We start from the raw sequence: 23,681 nt of genomic DNA on the forward strand, positions 1-23,681 counted from the left end.
TATCAGCACAGCCTCCCTTTCAAGGCCAGCTAAAATATGGAAGAAGCCCGACTCCAGCACACAGCTGGTCCGGGCTCATCTTCACTATGCTTTTACCCGCTTAACAGCAGGGGGAACCCGAGCTTATCCTTCCAGCGCAACGCTGAAGGCCATCGCTTGTTGACCGGCTTCCACTTGAATTTTCCCTTCCTGCAGGCTCACTCCCGAGCCCTCCACGGAAGAAATGTTTCCTGTGTCATGCAGCTTCACTGAAAATGGCTTGCCGCTGCCTTCCACCGTAAAATTGATCCGGCTGCCTGCACGCACAGCCCGTACAACCAGCTCGCTCTCTCCGTTCATGTTGCGAACGATGGCGGAAGCTTCGCTGCCGTCTTCCAGTGCATACAAGCCAAGCTCTACTCCGTCTGCATAGTCATATTCCGGAAGGGCGTCGCTCGAACCCAAGGCGAGGAACGAGTTGCCGCGTACGAACAACGGCAGTCCGAGGAAACCGTACGTTTCCTTGCGCCAGGTTCCGCCATCCACCGTTTCTCCGGTTAACAGATGCGTCCAGCGGCCCTTCGGCAGATAATACTTCACGTCGCCTTTCTCGCTGAACACCGGTGCAACGAGCAGGGAATCGCCCAGCATGTACTGACGATCCAGCATTTCGACGGCCGCATCCTCCGGGAATTCCAAGAACATGGCGCGCATGCTCGGCACGCCTTGCTCCGATGCCTGTACGGCGGTATGGAACAGATACGGCATCAGACGGCTCTTCAGCTTCGTGAAGAAGCGCGTAACGTCTACGGCCTCTTCGTCGTAAGACCATGGCACCCGGTAAGAGCTGCTGCCATGGAGACGGCTGTGGCTGGACAGCAAGCCGAATGCCAGCCAGCGCTTGAACACATGCGCCGGAGCCGTATTTTCGAAGCCGCCGATGTCATGGCTCCAGAAGCCGAAGCCCCCGAGACCGAGGGACAAGCCGCCGCGCAGGCTCTCCGCCATCGATTCATAATCCGCATAACAATCGCCGCCCCAGTGAACAGGGAACTGCTGTCCGCCAACGGTTGCGGAGCGTGCGAATACCGCTGCCTGATTCTTGCCGAATTTCTCGACCAGCACGTCAAAGACCACTTTGTTGTACAGCTGGGTGTAGTAGTTGTGCATTTTATGAGGATCGGAGCCGTCAAAATACACAACGTCCGTAGGAATGCGCTCGCCAAAGTCCGTTTTGAAGCTGTCCACGCCCATATCAGCCAGCTCGCGCAGGTACCCTGCGTACCATTCGCAAGCATCCGGATTGGTGAAGTCCACCAGCGCCATGCCCGGCTGCCACAAATTCCACTGCCAAACATCGCCATTGGCTTTCTTCACGAGATAGCCCTTCTCACGGCCTTCCTCGAAGAGGCGCGAACGCTGCGCGATATACGGATTGATCCATACGCAGATTTTCAAGCCTTTTTCTTTCAGTCGCTTCAGCATGCCTTCAGGATCCGGGAATACCTCTTCATCCCATTGGAAGTCCGTCCAGTTGAGGCCCTTCATCCAGAAACAGTCGAAATGGAACACTTGCAGCGGAATGTCGCGCTCCAGCATACCGTCCACGAAGGAGTTTACGGTCGCTTCGTCATATTGCGTCGTAAAGGAGGTCGATAGCCACAATCCGAAGGTCCAAGCCGGCGGCAGCGCCGGTTTGCCTGTCAGGCTTGTATATTTGTCCAGAACGCCTTTCGGGTCGGGCCCGTCAATCACGAAATACTCCAGCGACTCGCCCGGCACGCTGAACTGAACCTTCTTCACTTTCTCTGAAGCCACTTCAAAGGATACGAGGTCCGGCTGGTTGACAAACACGCCATAGCCCTTGTTGGTCACGTAGAACGGAATATTTTTATAGGCTTGCTCGGAGCTTGTGCCGCCATCCTGGTTCCAAATATCCACAACCTGGCCGTTCTTCACAAACGAAGTGAATCGCTCGCCAAGGCCGTAGACCCACTCGCCCACGCCAAGATCGAGCTCTTCGCGCATGTAGGTCTGTCCGCCGTCCTCCACGATGCGCGCCATGGATTTGGCTCTGCTGCCGGTGATACGCTCCTCTCCTCTATAGAAGTGAACCGACCATTCCGGGCCTTTCTTGATCACGACGCTCAGATTGCCGCTCCGAAGAACAGCCTGTTGATCGTTCTCTTCGATGACCGTATGGTCACCCTTCTGTTTGTACAATTCGAATGCAGGTCCACGATCTCTTACGCCCGCATAGTGGACCAGCTTCACGCCGATGACGCCGGGTGCCGGGGAATGAAATTGCACGGTGATCAGCTGCGCATTGATGGTCGCGCCTCTGCCCGGAATCGGTGCCGTGGAAGCATAAGCCGTCAACGTATCTCCTGTTACCGCAAAATCATAGGCCTGAACCGCTCCCGAAACGGAATACCCTTCCCGGATTAGCCAGTTGCCGTCTGTAAATTTCATCGTTACTTCCGCCCTTCTATATTTTTAAAATTGAACTTTCAGATGTAAGCGTTATAATATCATTATACTGATCCTTTTTTACCTATTCTAACAATATCCGATTGTTTTATAGCACAATTTTGATATCAGATAACAGTGTTCAGGAACACTTCACATCCCAAGGAGGTGCAGCATGGATCAATCCATCCGCCAGTCGTTAAAAGAAAGCACCGTCCACGGGAATGAGCGTTTCCCCTTCGGTGCCTATTGGTATCAATTTGCCCCCGGCGCCCATGTGGTAGACTCCCATTGGCATAAGGAAGCGGAGATTTTTTACGTGCTGGAAGGCGAGGTGCTGTTTCAGATCGATTCGGAATATATCCCCGTCCGTGCGGGCGAAGCGATATTTATCGATGGGGGAGATCTGCACACCGGCCACGCCCAGGGCAATGAAGGGTGCAGCTTCTGCGCCATGGTGTTCGATGTCGGCATGCTCGCCAGCAGCAGCTATGATCTTGTGCAGGAAGGGATGATCGTTCCCTTCCAGGAGCGGAGAGCCGCTTTTCCAAGACGGATGACAGCCGGGACCGATGGGCGCCTGCTTGAACATATAAAAGAAATGATGCTGCTGTCCAAGCACAAACCGGCTGGATATGAGGCTGCCATTAAGGGGCATCTGTTTCTCATGCTGTTTCAGGCCGCAGCCTCCGGCAGGCTTGCCAACCGCAGCCGGAGCGAAGCGGCGGACATGACGAGAACGGAACGCTTGAAGAAGGTCATTCTCTACATCCAGAGTCATTACCATCGACCTATCCGTTTGAGTGAGCTGGCTGACCTGATCCCGATGAGCGAAGGCCAATTTTGCCGCTTCTTCAAATCCATGACCGGGCAAACGCCCGTCGACTATATGAATTCCTATCGCGTTCGCCAGGCGGCGGAGCTCCTTCGTTCGCCGGACAATAAAATATCCGACATCGCACTCGATGTCGGATTTGGACACATCAGTTATTTTGTTCGGGTATTCCGCAAAATCATGAACTGCACGCCTTCGGAATATCGGAAGAAATTATAATTTCGGCAGGCTTGGTATGACCTGATTGCAGTCCCCCTGAAGCGGCAGGTTCCGGCATACGTATTGGCCGGCGCTGTTTTCGTTCGCCGCGCCGGGCGGGGCCGGCTGATGAACCCGCTGTTTCCAGAGCTGCCACAGCATGAATCCATCATTCGCTCTTCCTTTATTCTTGATGTAGTTTACCATCGTTTCTACATTATAATAAGCCGTCGCGATGTTATTCTGACCGTTCATCATATCGGCATCGTATACCGTACCCGGCGCGGCATTCAATTGCAGGACGGCCCCGCCGGATCCCTCCGGCGCAATCTGCATGCCCATATTGATGGGTCCGTTGTATATCGCCTTGTAGGATTCATATCCTTCGCGCGGGTCGTAATAAATACCGCCGTCGTAGGACATCAGATTGATAAAGTCGATCTTGCTGCCATGATCCTTAACCACGCGGTACATGGTACCGCCAAAAGGAGAACCCCATTGGACCTTGCCTTCCTCAAACGGCGTCCCCTTCACATAATAGGCGCCCGTGGACCAGCCGGCGATGGAAATCTGTAAATTCGCGTTCCTGGCTTGGATTTCATTGTAGAGGCTCGTTATAATGCCTGCGATCTCGCCATCCTTGGTACAGCTGAACTGGGCAGCCGTTCCTTTGTTGCAGCTGCTGCCGCTGGATTCCCAGTCAATGTCGACGCCGGCTGCGCCAAGATCCAGGGCCAAATCGACGATGTTCTTAGCATTGAATCTGGACCACTGCGATCCTTGGCTGTACGACCAGCCTCCTACCGAGAGGAACGCTTTCGTTCCGCGGGCTCTCAGTGCGGCGATGTTGTTGCGCAGATCCTGCGACTGCTGGGCCGTAAATTTACGCTGCCCATTCGGCGTCGTGGCTCCTTCCACGAATTCCAAGCCCGCTACGGCTTGATCAAACGCATACGACCCTTGCGTATACGTGGTGTCCGGCCTTACGAATGCTAGATTGAGATGCGTGATGTAATTGGGAATGTTCGCAGTCGTCAAATCGTAGATACTGGTGTTCCATGAGCTGGCGTAAGCGACGTACATCCGATCACCAGTCCCCGGAGGATCTACCGGCGGGTCTACTGGCGGATCCACCGGGGGATCTACCGGTGGTGTCCCTGGATTGCACGCTCCCAGGTCCTCCCATACTCCCCACTGTCCCGTCGTTCCGGGCATCTCACCCTGAGTCCACCATTTTGCTTTCCAGGCCTTACCCCCGTGGGATACGATATTGCCCCCGCCATATACGGCAGAACTGCTCCAAGCAGGCTCAGCGCAGGCCTCGGCGGCTTGAACCTGGGACGCAGGAAAGACACTGAACACCAGTACGGCGATAAGTCCGAGAATCCATCCTTTCATCGTTCTGGACTGCCTTGTCATTCATTAAACAACTCCTTCTCCATGGGTATTCGGCTCATTAAAGCGTTTTCAAATTTGGTGAAAGCTCCGTACCTTATACACCTCCTGACGCATTGGGATGAAATCGAATGAAACACTTTAAGTGTAACTTGGTAATTTTTTGTACAACAAGGATAAGATTTACTAATTCAGGGGCAAAATCCTATACCTTGTCACAGCAGCGCATCTTCGCAAAAAAAGCCGACACCCTGCGGATGATCGCATAAGTGGCAGCTTTTGAAATGGAATGCCTGTTAACCCTTACTCCAATTTAGGGTATGATGATAGAAGCATGTTATTTTTCTATTTATGAGTCTCTTTGTGCAGCCTTGCAAACGGACATTTCGACAGAGACTCCTCGTTATCCCGCAGGAAATATTGCTTCCATTCATAATTGTCCTCCGCCCCGTAGAACTTCAAGTCCGGGTGCGGGGGGATTGGATCATATTCGGTCAACCGCTTGCGTATCAGCACTTTGGTATGTTCAGCTTGTCTGGCCCGGGCATTGAACTGCTTCAGAACCCAACGAGGCGTAAAAGCAAGCATCATGTAGGGGAAATACCTGCTCTGGCGAAGCTCATGTGCCGGCGTTCCGCAATATACGAAATAAGGCTCGCCTGCATAACAAAATTCCCACAGATGATCATCTGGTTCCCCCGGCAGGTCCGCCGGCCAAGGCTCCGTATCGTATTCGGTGGTCCGGCTCAGCAGCTGCCAGAACAAACGCTCATAATACTCCACGCCCTCGAGGCTATCTCGGCCATGTTCCGTATTTATAAATACGACAAGGGAAGTATACGGGCCGAAGCCCCTGGAGCCGAGCACGAACTCATGCAGCAGTGCGGCCAATTGCCCCGCCGCCTCCTGCGATTCGCCGCGGTTGATAAAACCGTATCTAAAATGATTCAGCGCATGTCCTTGCACTGCCGGAATGCAGGGGAATTTGGCGGAACGATCCGTCATTTTCTCAGTCAGCTTAACGATCGCTTCCCGCTGCCATTCCTCCGGCAATCCATAAGCAGCGCCCATACCGTCTAACCTTATTAAACCGCTCATCACCAGTCCTCCTCTTCTACAGCATATAAGAGTGGGTAAAAATAGGTGACTGTCACGGACGAAATGCACATGAATTTTGAAAAGCGTTTCCCAAAAGCTTGAACTTTCTGATATCTTAAGTAGAGAAGAAATTAAAATACCAGGCTTATGCCTTAATTACCATAGAGAGGATTCTTTCACATTATGTCTAAACCCCTGCTAACCGATAAGATTCAAACTGCCAAACCGGCCAAAAAACCGAGGCCTTCCGCTCCGCCCGTGCGCATCTTTGCGCTGGGGGGGCTTGGCGAGATCGGAAAGAACATGTACGGCGTCGAATTCAAAAACGAGATCATTATCATCGATGCCGGACTGAAATTCCCGGATGCCGAAATGAGCGGCGTCGATTACATTATTCCGGATATCCGTTACTTGCTCGATAATAAGCACAAAGTAAAGGGGATGTTCCTGACCCATGGCCATGAAGACCATATCGGGGCCATTCCTTACGTGCTTCGTCAAATTCAGATGCCGATTTATGGCGGAGCCCTGACCATCGGCTTGGTTCGTGCGAAGCTGGAAGAGCATCGCCTGCTGGATCAGAGTGATCTGCGCATATTCCATGAAGACGAGACGATTGCATTCCGTCATCTTTCCGTTCATTTTTTCAGAACCACCCACAGCATTCCGGATGCCTTCGGGGTCGTTGTCGAAACCCCGTATGGACCGATCGTACATACCGGGGACTTTAAATTTGATTTTACGCCGGAGGACAAGCCTGCCAATCTGCACAAAATTCTGCATATCGGCGGACGGGGCGTCCTGGCCCTGATGGCCGACAGCACCAATAGCGAACGCGACGGCTTTACCCCTTCGGAGCGCACCGTCGGCGATTCCATTCTGCGCCTGTTCCAGGAATGTCCCGGGCGGATCCTGTTTGCGACCTTTGCATCCAACGTTCATCGTCTGCAGCAGGTGGTCGAAGCCGCCATTCGAACCGGCCGCAAAATCGCCATCGTCGGCCGCAGCATGGAAAAGGTGTTTGTGATCGGCCAGGAGCTTGGTTATATTCGCGTGCCGGACGGCATGATGATTGACGTCAAAGCCGTTAACCGCTATCGCGACGACCAGGTGCTGATTATTTGCACGGGCAGTCAGGGCGAACCCAATGCGGCGCTGACGCGCATCGCTTCGGGTGCCCATCGTTCGATCCAGATTCATCCGGAGGACACCGTCATTTTCTCGTCATCGCCGATTCCCGGGAACACCCAGAACGTTAACCGCAGCATCGATCTCTTAATGCGGGCCGGGGCCGAAGTTAAATACGGCTCCATTCTTGATATCCACACCTCGGGCCACGGCTGCCGCGAAGATTTGAAGCTCATGATCAGCAGCTTGCGTCCCAAATACTTTGTGCCGATTCACGGAGAATACCGGATGATGCTCAATCACCGTCATCTTGCCGTGCAGGTCGGGGTTCCCGACAGCAACGTCTACTTGATGAACATCGGCAACACGCTGTCCCTTTTCCGCAATTATGCGCGCAAAGGCCGGAACATCCCTTCGGGTGACGTCTATATTAACAATGGTGAACTGCGCACCCATGAGAAGGAGCTGCTCGAGGAACGCGTGCAGCTCGCTCACGATGGCGTGGTGATCGTCGCGATTACCATCAACCGGGAAACGCGCAAGCTGCTCTCCGGACCGGAGCTGATTACTCGCGGGTTCGTGTATATGCAGGACTCCAAGCCGCTTCTGCGCCGAGCCGAAGCGATGCTCCGCAAACAGCTGAACAAAGCCGGCGAACAGCGGGAATACAATCGTGCTGCCTGGGAGCAGATGACCAACAACACGCTCAACCGCTATTTCAAGCGGGAGCTTGGCAGAAGCCCGTACATTATGCCTTCCATCATGGAGGTATAATGCTTCGATCTCGCTGACGCTTGACGCTGTACACTAAAATAAGGGTGGATCCCAAGTCATTGAACCTTGGGATCCACCCTTTTTTGTCATATTAGAAAGCATGAATTTCGAAGCCTATCGCCCTTCCTGTAAATCAAGCCATAAAGCACGGGCCTGCTTTAGTCTGCAAGCTCCAGGCCTTTCGTTTCCTTGCCAAGCACCAGTACCCCCAGCGCCCCGATCAGGATGGTTACGAAAAACATCACGAAAATGATTTCGATGCGGGTACCATTCTGCTTCAGCACCCCGACGAGCAGCGGCGCGATCACGCCGCCGATCCGACCGAACGATGTGGCAAGCCCGACCCCGGTTGAACGAACCTTCGTCGGATAAAGCTCCGGACTGTACGCATACAAGCCTCCCCAGGCTCCCAGATTGAAGAAGGACAAGGATATGCCTGCGGCGAGCAGCGAGCCTTCCGTATTGGCGTAGCCAAACCAAATTGCGCTCAGCGCCGTAAGCACCAAATAAGTAACCAGCACGAATTTACGTCCGAACTTCTCGATAAAATACGCCGCCGTGAAATACCCCGGCAATTGGGCAAGCGTCATAATCAGCACGTACTGGAAGCTTCGAACCAAGCTGAATCCTTTATCGACCATGACGGTGGGAAGCCACAGGAACATCCCGTAATATGAAAATACGACCGTAAACCACAATATCCACAGCATAATGCTCGTACGCCGATGTTCGACCGACCAGACCGAGGCCACACGCTGCCCGAAGGTCAGCTTCCGGACGGCCTTGGCCTTCTGCTCGATATACCTTGGCGAATCCTCGATGGCTCGCCGCAGGTAGAGAGCATAGAACGCGGGCAAAGCCCCGATGACAAAGGCTGTCCGCCAGCCGTAATCCGGAATGACGAAGTAAGCAATAAGCGCGGATAGTATCCAGCCTGCCGCCCAAAAGCTTTCCAGCAGCACCACCGCTCTTCCCCGTTCATGAACGGGCATGCTTTCGGATACCAGCGTTGAAGCTACCGGAAGCTCTCCGCCAAGTCCGAAGCCGGCGATAAAGCGCATCAAGCACAGCATGACAAAACCGGTAGCCAGAGCGGAAAGCCCGCTCGCTATCGAGAATATGAGCAGTGTCCACAGCAGAATATTTTTCCGTCCATATTTATCCGCCAGAAATCCGGCCATGGCCGCGCCGAATACCATTCCGATCGATGTGGTGCTTGTCAGAATGCCGACCTGCTGCGAGCTTAGCGACCATTCCGCTGCCAATGCCGCAACAACAAACGAAATCATGCCGACATCCATCGCATCGAACATCCAGCTGGCACCCGCGCTGAACAGCAGCTTGCGCCGTTTGGGCTCTTTTAACAATTGCATGTTGCCCATTTTAACCGCCCCCTCTCCTATATCTTTCTATAATGTAGAGCGAACCATACGTCCGGTCAAGCTAGATTATGCTTAGCGGCAACATGACCGTTATGGTCGTTCCCTCCTGAAGCTTGCTGGTCACATACACCTGCCCCCTGTGATCCTCGATCATTTTTTTGCTGATCATGAACCCTAAGCCGTTGCCCTTCTCCTTCGTTGTGAAGAACGGTTCCCCGAGACGGGATAGGATCGATTCCGGGATTCCGCATCCGTTATCCGTGAAATGGATGGCCACGGTCTCGTCGCTGCCTCTCTCCAGTCGTATGGTCAACTCGCCGCCGTCCGGCATCGATTCCACCGCATTTTTTATAAAGTTGATGAAGACCTGCTTCAGATGATTCACGTCACCGTCCACATTGGCCTCTTGCTCTCCAAAATCGGTTATGATCTCTACGTTATGTATAATCGCCTGCGTATTTAATAACGTAATCACTTGTTCCAGCAGCTGCCGGATATCGGCACGCTCGAATTTCACGCTTTGCGGCTTCGCCAAGAACAGAAGCTCACTGACGATCAGTTCGATCCTTTCAATCTCCGAAGAGATAATATCGAAATATTCATCCTTCCGTCCGGCGCCGGAGCGAATCAGCTGCACGAACCCTTTGATGGACGTCATCGGGTTTCGGATTTCATGGGCGATTCCTGCGGCAAGCTGCCCGGCCATGGACAGCTTGTCGGACTGGATCAGCCGCTTCTCTTCCTGATCGGCCGCTCTCTTCATGTCGGTGATATCCGTCAAATGCGCTACATAGCCCAGCGCCCTTCCCTCTCTGCTGCGGGCTGTGCTAAGCCTGCACGATACCCACCTGATATCTCCCTGTTTATGTATCAATCTCTTTTCCATTTGCAAGGAAGAGATCCGGCCCGTTTTAAATTTTTCCATCATTTCCCTGTCCTTATTTACGTCCTCCGGATAAACCCAATCGTTATAGGGATGATGCAGACATTCGTCCTCCTCATATCCGAGCATCGTGCAAGCGGCCGGATTGATTCGGATAATGCTCCCCTCTGAATCGATGAATACCGTTCCTATCGGCGCAACTTCTATCGCCTGAACCATAAAATCATAGCTGAGACATTCACTATTCATCATCGTTTGGAGATCCTCCTGTCTTTCATTGTTCAAATCGGTTTTACCTAATTTCTAGATATGGGATTGCTTCTCCTTTAGCCTATATGGAATATAAATAAAACAATCCAAAGGATAATTCGGACATGAAGCGAATATATTGGATATGAGGTTTCTAATATTTGGTGTCTATCCCAGCGCTATTCTAGTGAAATTGAGAGAAAATGGTTTTTTTTGACTTGAACGCCATGGCTTTTTCGTTTATTGTGAAAGAAAGCAAGTCATTTACAATTGCTAGTCGTTAGGATCGTTAACAAAGGAGTTTGCGAGTATGTACACGGAACAAGATATTTGGATTGTGCTTACAGGCACGGGCACCTGGTTCAGCAGAATGATCCAATATTTCACGAAGGCCCCACTTAACCATGCATCCATAGCGTTTGATTCCGAGTTACGCGAAGTGTACAGCTTTGGGCGAAAGAAGGCGAACAATCCGTTTGACGGCGGTTTGGTTCGCGAGAACCTGCGTGACCCTTTCTTCTACACTTCGGAGTGCGCGGTATATCGCTTCCGCGTCAGTAATGAAGACTATCAACGCATGCACAATCTTGTCAAAGAGATGATGCGTGATCAGGACCGCTACAAATATAATCTGCTAGGGCTGCTGGGTATATTGTTTCGGATTCATATCGATCGTGATGATGCTTTTTTCTGCTCCCACTTTGTCGCGACGGTGCTGGAGCAAGCAGGCCTGCGGCCTGTGAACAAGCCTTGTCATCTTGTAACGCCGGAAGATTTCTCCCACTCCCCCCAGTTGAATGAAGTCTATCGCGGGCCTCTCCACGGTTATCTTGCTCAAGATATGCCAGCCCCGTTGTCCCCGTCGCCGAAATTTGTTCCTGTGACCACGAAAGGCCGAGGCAAGTTCTTCAGAATCGGAAAAACGGGTTAATACCGAGAATATGTAGCTATGATATAAATATGTTTCTCTGATACCTTGGAAAAAAGCAGCCGGGCTCGCACCCGGCTGCTTTTTTTAAATAAGTTTTTTGGGGTCCCCGCAAAGTATTTGGAATAAGCATCGAAGCATAGGCTCCACTTTGTGGGGTTATTTTATATGTTCCTCGCGGGGGTTAACCCCCGGCGTCATTCTCTAGCGTTAGGCCGATGGAGTCTGATCCGACGCCTGCTCCAGAACCGCCTTCTCCACCACGACGGGACCGGATTCAGCCAGCTTTTGCTGCTCCATTTTCTTGCGCTTGCGTTTGCGGTTGAAGTACACGCCGATCAACAGAAGCGGAACGGCGATCAGCGCAATATATAACGATACATCCTTAACCATGCCCTCCGCGGCGTTACCGTACAGATAGAACAGGGTACCCACCACATAAAACTTGGTAGCCCGGCCAAGCGCGGCATATGCCAACAGTCTCCATAGCGGGAATTTCAAACATCCCGACAGAATCGTAAACACTTTAAAGGGAACCGGCGTAAAGGAGCCGATCAGTATGGCGGCTTCGCCGTTTTTTTGAAACATGTTCGTTGCAGCGTCAATCCACTCTTTTTTCAGTATCTTGTATAATACCGACTTCCCAAGCAGCTTTCCGATCAAATAGCCCAGCGGCGTCCCCAGCAAGCATCCGATAAAACCATACGTTGCAAGCCACAGTGCATTCTGCGGATGCATGATGCTAAGCGAAACCTGCAGAAAAAAGGCGGGAACCGGAAAAATGACAGCATCCGCAAACGAATGAATAAACAATCCCCATGGACCAAACTTCATCAAAAAATCCAAAATGTCCTGAAACATGTCTCAACCCCTAAACATTTTCTTCCTGTTTCTATCAGACCCTTTATAAAGTATAGCACATAATTATACTGGAAAGGACCTAAGCCGCTTGATCCCTGCCGAAAAAACGCGCAGAACGAAGCATGCCTTTGCACCTATATACTATATGCAGCAGGTTCGACTAACAACAAAAAAACCTTTCTTCTAGGAAGAAAGGTTTTCGGTCGCTCCTCGCAAGCGGAATTTCAAACATGAATAAGCTTGCAAAGAAATGCATCTTGTTTAATTTGCAGATAAACTGCGGTGTGCGGAATGCCTCGTCGGACCTACGAATTCATTCAGCGGAAAGCCGTTCGAAATCGCCTGGGTAATGAAGGCTTTGGCTTGCTGTACCGACTCGCGAACGCTCAAGCCCTTGGCAAGATTGGCCGTGATGGAAGCGGATGACGTGCAGCCCGCACCGTGGGTGTACTTGGTAACGATGGCGTCGGCCTCGAACCATTCGAAGCTTTCTCCGTCATAGAGCAGATCCATGGCTTTGCCTTCGCGGATCTTCCCTCTGTCTTTAATCAGCACGTTCTTTGCGCCGCGCTCGTGAATGATGGCGGCAGCCTCCTGCATTTGATCCAGGGACGTGATCGGACCGGATTTGGCCAGTTGGGACGCCTCGAACAGATTTGGCGTTACCAAATCGGCGCGCGGGAGAAGGAATTCCAGCATCGCTTCCGTATTCTCGGGCTGCAGCACTTCATCCGTGCCTTTGCAGACCATCACCGGATCGATGACGATCCGTTTCAGATCATAGCGGTCGATATACTGGGAAACGAGCTCGATGATCTCTACGGATCCGAGCATGCCGGTCTTCATGGCATCGATGCCGATGCCCTCGAGCACGGTTTTCAACTGCGTTTCAACGATATCCAATGCCACCGGGAACACCTGGTGATCCCATGTCTTTGGTTCCATGCAGACAATCGTGGTCAGTGCGGTCATTCCGTATACGTCAAATTCCTGAAAGGTTTTCAGATCGGCCTGGATGCCAGCGCCGCCGCTTGTATCCGAGCCGGCTACGGTTAATGCTTTTCGTATCGTCATGTTCCATGTTCCCTTCGCTTGTAAAATGATTACTCTATTATAAAAAAAACTGGGATTGACGTCTATTCGCAGATGTCGAATCCTTCATGGTAACGCATCACTCCGCCTGCGGATTATTCTTCCGATCGCTGTTGCCCCCAAATTTCCTTTGAACCACGATATCTATCGTTGGAATTCGGGGGCAAAGGCGACCACTTCCGTTTCTACAGAACAATTCCGCCTGCTTCGTTGGAGTCCTTTGCCCAGGGCTCACACTATAAAGTCGCCACTTATTGTTCCGTCAGGATCACGGGGCCATCCTTCGTGATGGCGAGCGTGTGCTCATACTGCGCGGACCATTTCCCGTCCACGGTTCTGGCGGTCCATCCGTCCGAATCGATCTTGCATTGATATGTTCCCAGGTTCAGCATCGGTTCGATGGTGATGACCATGCCCTCTTTAAGCCGAGTCCCGCGGTTGGGTGGCCCGTAATGCGGTACCTGCGGTTCCTCATGCATATTTTCGCCGATGGCGTGCCCCACGAAGTGACGGACAACCGATAAATTCTGTGCTTCCGCATAGGATTGAATCGCATGGGAAATATCGCCGATCCGGTTGCCGATCACCGCTTGCTCAATTCCGAGGTACAGAGCTTTCTTCGTCACGTCCAGCAGATGCTGCGCTTCCTCGGAGACGTTTCCGACCGGATAGGACCAAGCCGAGTCGGCGAGCCAGCCATCATACTTTACCACCATATCAATGGTAACGATATCCCCGTCCTTCAGCGGCTCATGGCTCGGAAAACCATGGCAGATCACGTCATTGACCGATGCACAGGTCGCAAAAGGATAACCATGATATCCCTTCTGCTCCGGCGTCGCGCCGCGCTCCGCCAGGAACCGTTCGACAAACTGATCAATCTCTAGCGTCGTTACGCCCGGCTTGATCATGTTGGCGATCTGACGGTGGCATTCGGCGAGAATATCGCCGGCTTTATTCATTTTGGCGATTTGTTCTTGTGTTTTGAGGATTATCAATCCTGCTCACTCCTTTTCATGGCTGCTCTCCTACTCAAATCAAAAAGCCTTAGCTGACCGAAGGAGCTTCAGGACAGGCATCTGCGTCCTCCTCACTCCCCGGCCAATAAGGCTGATTCACAATCACAAGGTGTATCTGTTTTCTTGTCTTGTATCCAAAAAAAGAAAAGCTGATAGCGCCCTACATAATCTTATTCTACTCTTAAGCCAGGGTAACCTCAATGATTTCCGTTAGGAATTTCTGCCTTTCGGTCAAATGCGGACAGGTACGGATGCCGCAGCATAACCGTTTTGCATTCTCGGAGGCATCTTTAACTCGGCGGTAACCCAGAAAGTCATATGACTCTCAATGACCATGAACAGAATCAGGGCGGGCAGCATTTTATCCAATTTTAAGCTTCATTTATCCAATGACAATCGTTTCTCCTCATATCTATATATTTTAAGGTTGCGCAGAAACGATAATTTTACACGCGAGATCACGATTCCTTTCTTTTTCCTATGTTCATTATATCAAAAGGGGCCGTTGCTTTAGCTTTCCACTTGTTTCCGTTCCTTTTCGGTCATATCGCTTTTCTCCTTGGACAAGAACCAGCCGAGGACCGCGATCAGGATCAATACGCCCCAGAATATGAGCTTCCAGCCGGCGCTCTTGGGAAACGTCTTCTCTAATACAGCGATATCCGGGTGCGCGAGCGTATAGACGGCCAGCTTGATTCCTACCCATCCCACGATCAGGAATGCAGCCGTTTCCAAGCCGGGCCTTCTTACGAGCAGCCTGCCGAAATACGATGCCGCGAACCGCATGATCACCAAGCCGATAATTCCGCCTGCCAGGATAACCAGGAACTGTCCGCCGTCCATGCCCCCGATATTCGGGAGGCCGGTTTCCGGCAGCGTCAAGGCGAGGGCTACGGCAGCCAAAATCGCATCGACCGCAAACGCAATATCCGCAAGCTCTACCTTTAACACGGTAACCCAGAATTTTTCTTGTTTCATTTCAGCTTCCTTCAGATGTTTCTTCTTCTTCACAAAGAACTGCTTCACCATATGATTGATACTGATATACAGCAGGTAGAAGGCCCCAATCGCCTGTACGTACCAGACATCCGCCAGAAAAGAGATAATGAAGAGGGATGCGAAACGGAACACAAACGCACCGGCCAATCCGTAAAATAACGCCTTCTTCCTCTTGTCCTCCGGCAAATGTTTAACCATGATGGACATCACCAGGGCATTATCGGCTGCGAGAATCCCCTCGAGTCCAATCAACACCAGCAGCACCCACCCATATTCGAGCAACAGTCCCATTTCCAAACGCAATCTCTCCTTCATGTATAGGATGATCCGATTTACGTTTCAAAGGCGTATAAAACAAAAAACCTTTATCCCGAAAATCGGCGATAAAGGTATCTACCCAGAAATAGGCTGTAGGAATAAGCACCTTTACCGAATCGGCAAAGGTCTCGCAAACAACTTTCGTTGCCAACAAAGCCGGAGACACGTTCGTGTCACGAATTGACGACTTTGCTGCGACTGCTACTCCCCTTTACTTGAATACATGAATTATAGCATGGCCGTTTACCACCGCCAATAGACTTTCAAAAATTTTACATTCACTTTACATTTCTTTTTTTCTTCCTCCAAAAATAGAGCCATAGTCCAACTGCCAGCAGCACGACGACAACCCCCCACAGGAAAGGCCTCTGCATAAATGTCTGATCTGCAGCCTCACCTTCACTTGGAAGCATTCCCTCAGCAAGCGTATCAGACCCCGTTTCCCCCGGTGGAGGCGCAGCTTTCGGAGGATATCCGGCCCCTAGCTCGGATAGCTCCTTGCCGGCGGCGGTGAGCGGCTTCGTTCCGTCACAAAGCCCCGTTGTCAGCCGGCCCGACTCCGCGGACGCGAACACCAGATATTCGCTGCCTACGGCAAACTGGTCATAACCGCAGCTGGCCGATGACATGGCCGTGATAAGCTCCGTTACGGGGTTCAGCTCGCCTTTCCATATTTCCGTTACCTCTAACGTAACATGAACCGGATCTGCCGAGGACATGACCTGCTTCCGCGGCGGGCCCGCGATCTGAGTCACCTTGCCTGCGAATATCGCTGCGCTCCGTTCCAAGCTTTCCGCAACCTCAGGCGGTCCGGCACATGAGCAAGCAAAGACGTCGGATGGTTTTATCGTATACAGGCTGACGAGCAAGAGCAAACAGCTAAGCATGATCATAACCTTGGATTTTCTCATTATGGGTCACCTCAATCCTTAGACGGCAATCCCCGCTAAAATGTTCCAGCTCTATCCGTAAATGCACCGCCGACCCACTCCAAAAATAAGGGAGGGATAACGGCGCATTTCGGCTGCCGATCTAAGGAAGCACCCCCGCAAGAAGTTGCCAACGTATGAACTACTTGCTGGCGATGATCAGGTAGTGACGATCCGTGGGATACCGGATTCCGTCAACCTGCAGCCCTGCTTGCTCCAACAAAGCCTTCAGCACCTGCGGGTCAACCCGGTTTGGCCTCGGAACCCGCTTCTCTGACGGGTCCTCCTGCCATTCCAGACACAAGCAGCGCCCGCCTGGCCGTAACACTCTTGCGATTTGGGAGATCGACTCCTCCAGCTGGTCGGTGATGTGAAGGATCAAGGACGCGATGACTCGATCCACGGTTTCATCCTGTAAAGGAAGCTGTTCCAACACGCCTTCCATCACCTTCACATTCGTGATTCCTTGTTCCTGTGCACGCCCGCGCATCATGTCGAGCATGGCTGGCTCGGTATCCAGCGCGTAAACGGTGCCTGTCGTTAATGAGGCTGCCGGTATGGAAAAATAGCCGGTGCCCGCCCCGATATCCAGCACATCCACCTCGCCATTCACCTGAAGCATCTTAAGCAGCGAAGAAGCCGGCAGCTCTTTTTTCCTTTCCGGACTTTCCAATCGCTCGATGAGTGACGGATCAAAACTCTCTTTCATGTTATCGCTCTCCTCCTTGATGAATCGCATTTCATGGCATGTTGCAATATGTATTTGTATCAAATGTGAAAAGGAATTCTCCCTGTGGGTCTACCATACCGTTGATTGGGAACGATGTAAACCGGTTCATTGGTCTATAACGATTACGGCCGATCCCCTTCCGCTAGCCATGTTCTCAGATAGTCTCTTGATGCTACGCGGACTGTACGTTTGAAAAAACCATGCAAGAGAAGAGATCGTTGGATCGAAATAGGATCTGCGGCCATAATAGGGAGTTGAACGAGAAAAGGGCATTCCCCTGATCATGATGACCATGGAAATGCCCCGATTGTTCTTTACTCGCCCTTATCCTCAATCCATACCTGCCCTGCCAGAAAATCGGCAAGATGAACGGCCTCGATGCGTTGTTTACCGGCACGCTCGATGCCCCACTTCATCTGCAGCAGGCAGCCCGGATTCGAGGTCACGATGACCTCGGCCCCTGTTGCCTCCACATGCTCCATCTTATGATCGAGCAGCGTCGTCGACATTTCCGTCTGGGTCAGATTGTAAATGCCTGCAGACCCGCAGCAAACCTCTGCTCCCTGAAGCTCGCACATGTCTACGCCCGGAAGCTGCTGCATCAGCTGGCGAGGCTCTCCTTGCACCCGCATGACATTGCGCAGATGGCAAGAATCCTGGTAGGTGACCTTAACGGTCTTATTCGCGCTTTCCGCTTGAATCGGCGTAAGCGGCCGTCCCGGACTGCTCAGCAGCTCCGAGATGTCCTTTACCTGTTCTGCGAAACGAACGGCCGCTTGCTGAAGCCGCTCATCCTGTTCGGCATGCATCAGATGATCGTATTCCTTCAGCAGGGCGCCGCAGCCCCCCGCATTGCTTGCAATGTAATCTACGTTCGCTTCCCCAAAAGCCCATATATTCTGGCCGGCCAGCTGTTTGGCATCGTCCATTTCACCGGCATGGGCATGCAGCGCACCGCAGCATACCTGCTCCTCCGGAATGACAATCTCGAACCCGGCCTGGCGCAGCAGCCGCACGGTGTTCACGTTCGTAGAAGCAAACATGACATCCATAATGCAGCCCCGGAACATGCCGACCCGGCCAACCCTGGCCCCGGACGCGGGGATCACCATAAGCTTGGAACCGCTCCCTGTCGTCTCGCGGCGGTAGGGCAAGCCGGCCTTGCTCCACAGTTCTTCCAGACCATCGCCCGTTACGTCAGGCAGCGCCTTTTCCAGCTGCTGAAGATGGTCGGGAAACAGCTTCATGGCCCCGGAGCTGCGCGCAAACTTCTGCAGCCCGGATTTCTGATAGAACGAAAGCGTCTTGCCGATCAGCTTCAGTCTTCCGCGATGCGGGAAAATCCCTTGCAGGAACGTCTTGCGGACGACTCGTACCGGCATCGAATAAGGCTTCTCCGCCGCAATGGCCGCCCGGGTCTGCTCGATCAATTGGCCGTATTTCACGTCGGACGGACATGCCGGCTCGCATGCCCTGCACCCCAGACAGAGATCCATTTGGCTCCGAAAACTCTCATCCGGTTCCATCAAACCATCGACAACTGCTTTCATGAGGGCGATCCGCCCGCGTGGAGAGGCAGCTTCAAGCCCGGTTTCGATGAATGTCGGACATGCGGTCTGACAGAACCCGCAGCGCATACAGTTCGTCAATTGATCCTCGTCCAGCGTCAGCTTCAGCGATTGTGCAAGCTTCTCATGGGTTGAATTCATGCGCGATCGCCTCCTCTCACGATGTTTCGATCTTCCGATCCTGATCCGAAGCTGAGTCCCGCCCTGCTTGCTCCGTCCGCTCCTGGAATACGATGCGCTTTCGGGTTTCCGCAAACAGCTTGCCCGGATTCATGATCTGGTGCGGGTCGATTGCATCCTTGATGGATTTCATCATCCGGATGCCGGCTTCGCCCACCTTCCATTCCAGGTAAGGCGCCTTCACGATACCGACGCCATGCTCGCCGGTAATCGTGCCGCCCATGGCAATCGCCGCCTCAAAGATTTCGGCGAATGCCTCTTCCACGCGATGAATTTCTTCCGGGTCGCGGGCATCCGTCATCGCGGTCGGATGCAGATTGCCGTCCCCGGCATGGCCAAACGTGCAGATCTGCACATCGTATTTCTGGGCGATGCGCTGAACTTCAAGCACCATGTCCGCAATCTTCGAACGCGGAACCGTTGCGTCCTCCAAGATCGTGGTCGGCCGCAGACGGGACAGCGCAGCGAGCGCGCTCCGTCTCGCCTCCATCACCTTCGCCCCTTCTTCCGGGGTCTTGGCGATATTCAGCTGCACCGCGCCGGAAGCAAGACATATCTCCTCCAGCTTCTTCAGATCCCGCTCCACATCCTCCACGCTGCCGTCCTGCTCGATCGCCAGCATCGCTTTGGCGTGTACCGGGAGCCCGATTTTGGCAAAATCCTCAACCACCTGAAGAGTCGGCTGATCCATGAACTCCAAGGTGCACGGGAATATATGATTGGCTATAATGTTGGATACCGTTCGAGCCGCCGCTTGAAGGTCATCATATACGGCGACCATGGCCTTTCTGTATGAAGGCTTCGGAATTAGCTTCACCGTGGCTTCCGTCAGTATGGCTAACGTTCCGCCCGATCCCACCAATAACCGGGTCAAATCATACCCGGCGGCATCCTTCACCAGCTTGCCGCCCGTGCGCAGGATACTGCCGTCCGGCAATACGGCCTCCAGGCCGAGTACGTAATCCTTGGTCGTTCCATACTTCAATCCGCGCAGCCCGCCGGCTCCCAAGGCAATATTGCCGCCCATCGTGCAGATGATCATGCTGCTCGGATCCGGAGGATAGAACAGCCCCGTCCGCTCGACCGCCAGATGAAACTGCTTTGTATTCAGACCCGTCTGGAAGGTCGCGGTTAGATTATCCGCATCGATCTCCAGCAGCTTGTTCATACGGGTCATGACCACGATCAGGCCGCCCTGAAGCGGAATGGTGCCGCCGCACAGATTGCTGCCCGCTCCCCGCGTAATAACGGGTATCCGGTGCTTCGAGCAAATTTTGACGATGTCGGAGACCTCCTGCGTGCTTCCAGGAAAGATAACTCCGTCCGGCATCGCTTGATACAGCGGCGTAGCATCATAACTGTATGAGACGAGACTTTCCGGATCATCCTTGAACCACTTCCCGCCAACCACGGCGGCCAGCTGCTCGCGAATGACAGATTCCAGCATGTTGTTTCTCCCCCTCCCCTATGCGGGTTTGACTACTAAAGATAATCACTATGCTTACCACCCAATCGCTGCCTAGCATTACCCATACGCCATCGTTTGGCACTTCCGTTTGCTGGCTTTAATGAATGGTCTATGGCAGCGCCAGCTTTCCCATAACGGTCGGCCTGTGCGCACCGGTTGCCGCTGGCAAATTGTTAGGAACGCCGAGCATGAAATCATTGCCCAGCAGCGCAAAAATCACGGCTTCCTTGGCATCGTCATCGAAGCCCAGCGCCTTGGAGGTCATGACCTTCTGCTCCGGCAACAGCTCCCCTAACATCGAGAGCAGCGTCTTGTTATGAGCCCCTCCACCGGTTACGATCACCTCATCCATTCTGTGGTGAGGAAACACATAGTTCACATAGCTATCGGCAATGGAATGTGCGGTAAACGCCGTCGCCGTGGCCATCGTATCCTCATCCGAGAGGCTCCTGAGCCTGGCTTGCTCCAGAAACGCAACCGCGTAATTGTGGCCAAACAGTTCCCTGCCCGTTGATTTCGGCGGCTCTGCTTGAAAATAGGGATGCGCCATCATCTCCCTTAATAAGACCTGATCCGGGTTCCCCCGGGCAGCCCAAGTGCCGCCTTCATCATAGGATAATCGCCCTTCGGTCAGCATATGGGCCACCGCATCCATGATCATATTGCCGGGTCCGGTATCAAAGGCCAGCACATCCGAAGGATCCGCCCCTGCGGGCAGCGCCGTACAATTGCCGATCCCGCCGATGTTCTGCAGCAGCCTCCCCCGCTCCGGATGCCGAAACAGGATCAAATCTCCGTAAGGCGCAAACGGCGCCCCTTGGCCCCCAACCGCCATATCCGCGGGCCGGAAGTCTCCTACCGTAAGTTTGCCGGTGTGCTTGGCGATAACGGAAATATCGCCGATCTGCAAAGTCGAAGCGACGGAATACGGATCCCCTTGCTCCGGTACGGGCTGATGCCAAATCGTTTGTCCATGGGAGCTTACCAAATCCACCTCATCTATGCGCATGCCGGCATCGGCAACCGCTTCCAGGACTGCGGCTCCAAACTGATACCCCAAGTATGCATTCATGCTGCAGACAGCAGCGCTGTTTGAATTCTCCTCACTGCACAAATCGCGCAGCCGCTGACGGAGCTCCGGTTCGTAAGGCTTGCTATAGTAATGCAGCAGCTCAACCGATGCCCCGAAGCCGCTTCCCTGTATGCGGACGATGGCCGCATCGATGCCGTCCAGCGAAGTACCGGACATCAGGCCGACCACAATGGCCGGCCTGCCCTCCTTCCATGGCGAGAACATCATATTTTACGCCTCCCCGTACAGCAGATACGGAGCCCGCATCGTTCTCCACTGCTCCGCGTCCTTGCCCCACTCCGCAACCAGACGCTGGAGTCCGGCTTCTTCGTGGATGTGCCGGCGGACATCCTCGCTTCCCGTCAGCAAATCAATGAAGTACCGGCTTCGTCCTTCCGGCGGGCTAAGCCACTGGAACTGATCCGGGTACATCCGGCTGACAAGATGCAGCAGCACAAGCCCTGTGCGCACAGCCTCTACTTCTGCCGGACGGGTCACAAACAGCATGACCCCGCCGCAGCCTTCGCCCTGATGCTTCGAGAAGGTAGGGGTCATGTACATGGAATGGGCATGGACGCCGGGCAGTCCGTATGCGTTGAACGCCTGGGCCAGCTCCTCCCCGTTGACCCATGGAGCGCCGATCCATTCAAACGGCCGGGTCGTCCCCCGACCTTCCGAAAGATTGGTCCCTTCGAAGAAACAGGTCCCGCTGTACAGCCGCACCGTATCCATCGTGGGAATGTTCGGCGAAGGCAGCACCCACGGCAAGCCCGTGTCGGTATATTCCATGCCGCGCGTCCAGCCTTCCAGCTTAATGACATCCAGATCGCAGCCGGTTCCCCGCATGTCATTGGCCATGCGCGCAAATTCGCCGATGGTCATCCCGGTGTTAATCGGAATGTGCCATCCGCCCACCATGGATTCATATCCCGGCTTAAGGAAACCTCCTTCGCAGCGCTCGCCGCCCAGCGGATTCGGTCGATCCAGGACAAGCAGGCTCTTGCCATGTTCGGCGCATGCCTCCATAACATACAGCAGCGTCGTCATATACGTATAAAAGCGCACGCCAAGATCTTGAATGTCGAAGATGACCGTGTCCACGTTCTTCAGCATGTCAGCATCCGGCTTGCGCCGCGAACCGTACAGACTGTACACCGGCACGCCGAATACCGGATCCACTTCGTCATCCACGTGCTTGCCTGCCTGCAGCTGGCCGCGCAGCCCGTGCTCACAGGCGAACAAAGCCGTCAGTTCCGACTCTGGCAAGCCTGCAACCACCTCGATAGATGAACGAAAATCCGACGTGAGCCCCGTCGGATTCGTAATGACGCCAAGGCGACGACCCGTGATTTTCTCGTGCTTGATGCCCGGCAGCACATCAATGCCGCTTCGCACATTGACTTTTATCATATGCTCACACCTCTCGCTTCGGAAGCTACCACACCGTCTTCCGCCGGCTTGGCCTCTTCCGGATTCAGTACATTATACGTAACCTTATGCTGGTATATGGCCCACATGCCGTTAAATAAGAATCCAAAGCCAACAACCGTGACGAGCAGCGGAATGGCGACGCAGAAGGCTTGGAAGCACGCGCCCAGCGTATAGGCCGGAAACTTCAAGAACAGCTTGACGCTGTGCGCCATGGCCTTGAAGATCCCCATCCCTTCCTGAATGACAAGCTGAAAGGTGTAGAATTGGGAGATGAGCGCCATGATGACAAAATAGGTTTGGAACACGCCGATCGCAAGATAGCCGATCCCTTCTTTTCCCCCGTAATACCACCAGGTGGACCATAGGATCAATGTCATCACGACGAAGAAGAAACCCATCACAACGGCGGGGCCAAGCCCTTTCAGCGCACCCTGAAACACGTCCTTCAGCCTGGACTTGCCCCGCTCCGTCTTGCGGTGGTAGGCATAACAAACACCATAGAAGAGCGGCATATACAGAACCGGCAGCAGCACCAGCGCTGCCCACAGCGGAACGAACATGACCACCGTCACGAGCACCAGCGAGGTAATCATGCTGTACAAGGCCACCGCCGTAATCTCACGGTAAATCTCAACCCCGGTCTTCTTTAACACATCATTCAGCTTGCGCATAGCTTTCCTCTCCTCTTCGTCGTTG

General features: G+C 53.3%; 19 protein-coding genes. 3 read left to right on the top strand and 16 right to left on the bottom strand.

Features of this window, described 5'->3' with window-relative positions:
• Nucleotides 1-123 precede the first annotated feature (123 nt).
• Nucleotides 124-2,451 carry an alpha-xylosidase gene (gene yicI, locus RB298_RS03525; RefSeq protein WP_486045785.1) on the bottom strand — a complete coding sequence of 776 codons (2,328 nt, stop codon included), beginning with the start codon at nucleotides 2,449-2,451 and terminating at the stop codon, nucleotides 124-126.
• A gap of 172 nt (nucleotides 2,452-2,623) precedes the next feature.
• On the opposite strand from yicI, the gene RB298_RS03530 reads away from it, so the two are divergent.
• Nucleotides 2,624-3,502: a helix-turn-helix transcriptional regulator gene (locus RB298_RS03530; protein WP_192570532.1), complete on the top strand. Its 879-nt coding sequence runs from the start codon at nucleotides 2,624-2,626 to the stop codon at nucleotides 3,500-3,502.
• Here the strand turns inward: RB298_RS03530 and RB298_RS03535 are convergent.
• Entirely contained in the window at nucleotides 3,497-4,900 is a 1,404-nt protein-coding gene (locus RB298_RS03535; protein ID WP_404565840.1) for a glycosyl hydrolase family 18 protein, read from the bottom strand. The genes RB298_RS03530 and RB298_RS03535 overlap by 6 nt on opposite strands.
• Nucleotides 4,901-5,221: 321 nt before the next feature.
• Nucleotides 5,222-5,974 carry a YqcI/YcgG family protein gene (locus RB298_RS03540; RefSeq protein ID WP_486045788.1) on the bottom strand — a complete coding sequence of 251 codons (753 nt, stop codon included), beginning with the start codon at nucleotides 5,972-5,974 and terminating at the stop codon, nucleotides 5,222-5,224.
• 183 nt (nucleotides 5,975-6,157) lie between these two features.
• On the opposite strand from RB298_RS03540, the gene rnjA reads away from it, so the two are divergent.
• Nucleotides 6,158-7,876 carry a ribonuclease J1 gene (rnjA, locus tag RB298_RS03545; protein WP_015737537.1) on the top strand — a complete coding sequence of 573 codons (1,719 nt, stop codon included), beginning with the start codon at nucleotides 6,158-6,160 and terminating at the stop codon, nucleotides 7,874-7,876.
• A gap of 158 nt (nucleotides 7,877-8,034) precedes the next feature.
• On the opposite strand, the gene RB298_RS03550 is transcribed toward rnjA, so the two are convergent.
• Together RB298_RS03550 and RB298_RS03555 are read right to left on the bottom strand one after the other, a co-directional pair.
• Nucleotides 8,035-9,258, bottom strand: coding sequence for an MFS transporter (locus tag RB298_RS03550; RefSeq protein ID WP_015737538.1), 1,224 nt, complete (start codon nucleotides 9,256-9,258; stop codon nucleotides 8,035-8,037).
• Between the two features lie 61 nt (nucleotides 9,259-9,319).
• The gene (locus RB298_RS03555; protein WP_015737539.1) at nucleotides 9,320-10,393 is read right to left on the bottom strand and encodes an ATP-binding protein; all 1,074 of its coding nucleotides are present in this window, start codon (nucleotides 10,391-10,393) and stop codon (nucleotides 9,320-9,322) included.
• 307 nt (nucleotides 10,394-10,700) lie between these two features.
• Between RB298_RS03555 and RB298_RS03560 the strand changes: the two genes are divergently transcribed.
• Nucleotides 10,701-11,321, top strand: coding sequence for a hypothetical protein (locus RB298_RS03560; protein ID WP_486045791.1), 621 nt, complete (start codon nucleotides 10,701-10,703; stop codon nucleotides 11,319-11,321).
• Between the two features lie 207 nt (nucleotides 11,322-11,528).
• Here RB298_RS03560 and RB298_RS03565 read toward each other — a convergent pair whose 3' ends face one another.
• The 11 genes from RB298_RS03565 to RB298_RS03615 form a co-directional block, all read right to left on the bottom strand.
• The gene (locus RB298_RS03565; RefSeq protein ID WP_015737540.1) at nucleotides 11,529-12,179 is read right to left on the bottom strand and encodes a YqaA family protein; all 651 of its coding nucleotides are present in this window, start codon (nucleotides 12,177-12,179) and stop codon (nucleotides 11,529-11,531) included.
• Nucleotides 12,180-12,440: 261 nt separating this feature from the next.
• Entirely contained in the window at nucleotides 12,441-13,253 is an 813-nt protein-coding gene (gene pdxK, locus RB298_RS03570) for a pyridoxine/pyridoxal/pyridoxamine kinase (RefSeq protein WP_486045793.1), read from the bottom strand.
• 269 nt (nucleotides 13,254-13,522) lie between these two features.
• Nucleotides 13,523-14,269, bottom strand: coding sequence for a type I methionyl aminopeptidase (map, locus tag RB298_RS03575; RefSeq protein WP_015737542.1), 747 nt, complete (start codon nucleotides 14,267-14,269; stop codon nucleotides 13,523-13,525).
• A gap of 531 nt (nucleotides 14,270-14,800) precedes the next feature.
• Nucleotides 14,801-15,586: a TerC family protein gene (locus tag RB298_RS03580; RefSeq protein ID WP_192570526.1), complete on the bottom strand. Its 786-nt coding sequence runs from the start codon at nucleotides 15,584-15,586 to the stop codon at nucleotides 14,801-14,803.
• A gap of 299 nt (nucleotides 15,587-15,885) precedes the next feature.
• Nucleotides 15,886-16,518, bottom strand: coding sequence for a hypothetical protein (locus RB298_RS03585; RefSeq protein WP_486045796.1), 633 nt, complete (start codon nucleotides 16,516-16,518; stop codon nucleotides 15,886-15,888).
• A 160-nt stretch (nucleotides 16,519-16,678) separates the two neighbouring features.
• The gene (locus RB298_RS03590; RefSeq protein WP_486045798.1) at nucleotides 16,679-17,245 is read right to left on the bottom strand and encodes a class I SAM-dependent methyltransferase; all 567 of its coding nucleotides are present in this window, start codon (nucleotides 17,243-17,245) and stop codon (nucleotides 16,679-16,681) included.
• Nucleotides 17,246-17,580: 335 nt separating this feature from the next.
• On the bottom strand, nucleotides 17,581-18,975 hold the full coding sequence (locus tag RB298_RS03595) for a (Fe-S)-binding protein (RefSeq protein WP_486045800.1): 1,395 nt from the start codon (nucleotides 18,973-18,975) through the stop codon (nucleotides 17,581-17,583).
• A 16-nt stretch (nucleotides 18,976-18,991) separates the two neighbouring features.
• Nucleotides 18,992-20,461, bottom strand: a complete 1,470-nt coding sequence (locus RB298_RS03600; RefSeq protein ID WP_213580940.1) for an FAD-linked oxidase C-terminal domain-containing protein — start codon at nucleotides 20,459-20,461, stop codon at nucleotides 18,992-18,994.
• Between the two features lie 130 nt (nucleotides 20,462-20,591).
• Complete coding sequence (locus tag RB298_RS03605) at nucleotides 20,592-21,782, bottom strand: anhydro-N-acetylmuramic acid kinase (RefSeq protein ID WP_486045802.1); 1,191 nt, start codon at nucleotides 21,780-21,782, stop codon at nucleotides 20,592-20,594.
• A gap of 3 nt (nucleotides 21,783-21,785) precedes the next feature.
• Nucleotides 21,786-22,964, bottom strand: a complete 1,179-nt coding sequence (locus tag RB298_RS03610; protein ID WP_486045804.1) for a DUF1343 domain-containing protein — start codon at nucleotides 22,962-22,964, stop codon at nucleotides 21,786-21,788.
• Nucleotides 22,961-23,656 (bottom strand): hypothetical protein, encoded by a 696-nt coding sequence (locus tag RB298_RS03615; RefSeq protein ID WP_096776894.1) that lies wholly within the window; start codon nucleotides 23,654-23,656, stop codon nucleotides 22,961-22,963. Before RB298_RS03615 ends, RB298_RS03610 begins: the two co-directional genes overlap by 4 nt.
• Nucleotides 23,657-23,681 lie beyond the last annotated feature (25 nt).

This window comes from Priestia sp. BR_2 (assembly GCF_041954005.1).
Classification (GTDB): domain Bacteria; phylum Bacillota; class Bacilli; order Paenibacillales; family Paenibacillaceae; genus Paenibacillus_AQ; species Paenibacillus_AQ lautus_A.

Coding starts and splice junctions, on each gene's coding strand:
- RB298_RS03610 (WP_486045804.1), bottom strand. CDS start 22,964: ATGATAAAAGTCAATGTGCGAAGCGGCATTGATGTGCTGCCGGGCATC.
- RB298_RS03590 (WP_486045798.1), bottom strand. CDS start 17,245: ATGAAAGAGAGTTTTGATCCGTCACTCATCGAGCGATTGGAAAGTCCG.
- RB298_RS03535 (WP_404565840.1), bottom strand. CDS start 4,900: ATGACAAGGCAGTCCAGAACGATGAAAGGATGGATTCTCGGACTTATC.
- RB298_RS03540 (WP_486045788.1), bottom strand. CDS start 5,974: ATGAGCGGTTTAATAAGGTTAGACGGTATGGGCGCTGCTTATGGATTG.
- RB298_RS03555 (WP_015737539.1), bottom strand. CDS start 10,393: ATGATGAATAGTGAATGTCTCAGCTATGATTTTATGGTTCAGGCGATA.
- RB298_RS03605 (WP_486045802.1), bottom strand. CDS start 21,782: ATGATGTTCTCGCCATGGAAGGAGGGCAGGCCGGCCATTGTGGTCGGC.
- RB298_RS03615 (WP_096776894.1), bottom strand. CDS start 23,656: ATGCGCAAGCTGAATGATGTGTTAAAGAAGACCGGGGTTGAGATTTAC.
- pdxK (WP_486045793.1), bottom strand. CDS start 13,253: ATGACGATACGAAAAGCATTAACCGTAGCCGGCTCGGATACAAGCGGC.
- RB298_RS03600 (WP_213580940.1), bottom strand. CDS start 20,461: ATGCTGGAATCTGTCATTCGCGAGCAGCTGGCCGCCGTGGTTGGCGGG.
- yicI (WP_486045785.1), bottom strand. CDS start 2,451: ATGAAATTTACAGACGGCAACTGGCTAATCCGGGAAGGGTATTCCGTT.
- RB298_RS03585 (WP_486045796.1), bottom strand. CDS start 16,518: ATGAGAAAATCCAAGGTTATGATCATGCTTAGCTGTTTGCTCTTGCTC.
- RB298_RS03550 (WP_015737538.1), bottom strand. CDS start 9,258: ATGGGCAACATGCAATTGTTAAAAGAGCCCAAACGGCGCAAGCTGCTG.
- RB298_RS03595 (WP_486045800.1), bottom strand. CDS start 18,975: ATGAATTCAACCCATGAGAAGCTTGCACAATCGCTGAAGCTGACGCTG.
- rnjA (WP_015737537.1), top strand. CDS start 6,158: ATGTCTAAACCCCTGCTAACCGATAAGATTCAAACTGCCAAACCGGCC.
- RB298_RS03560 (WP_486045791.1), top strand. CDS start 10,701: ATGTACACGGAACAAGATATTTGGATTGTGCTTACAGGCACGGGCACC.
- RB298_RS03565 (WP_015737540.1), bottom strand. CDS start 12,179: ATGTTTCAGGACATTTTGGATTTTTTGATGAAGTTTGGTCCATGGGGA.
- RB298_RS03530 (WP_192570532.1), top strand. CDS start 2,624: ATGGATCAATCCATCCGCCAGTCGTTAAAAGAAAGCACCGTCCACGGG.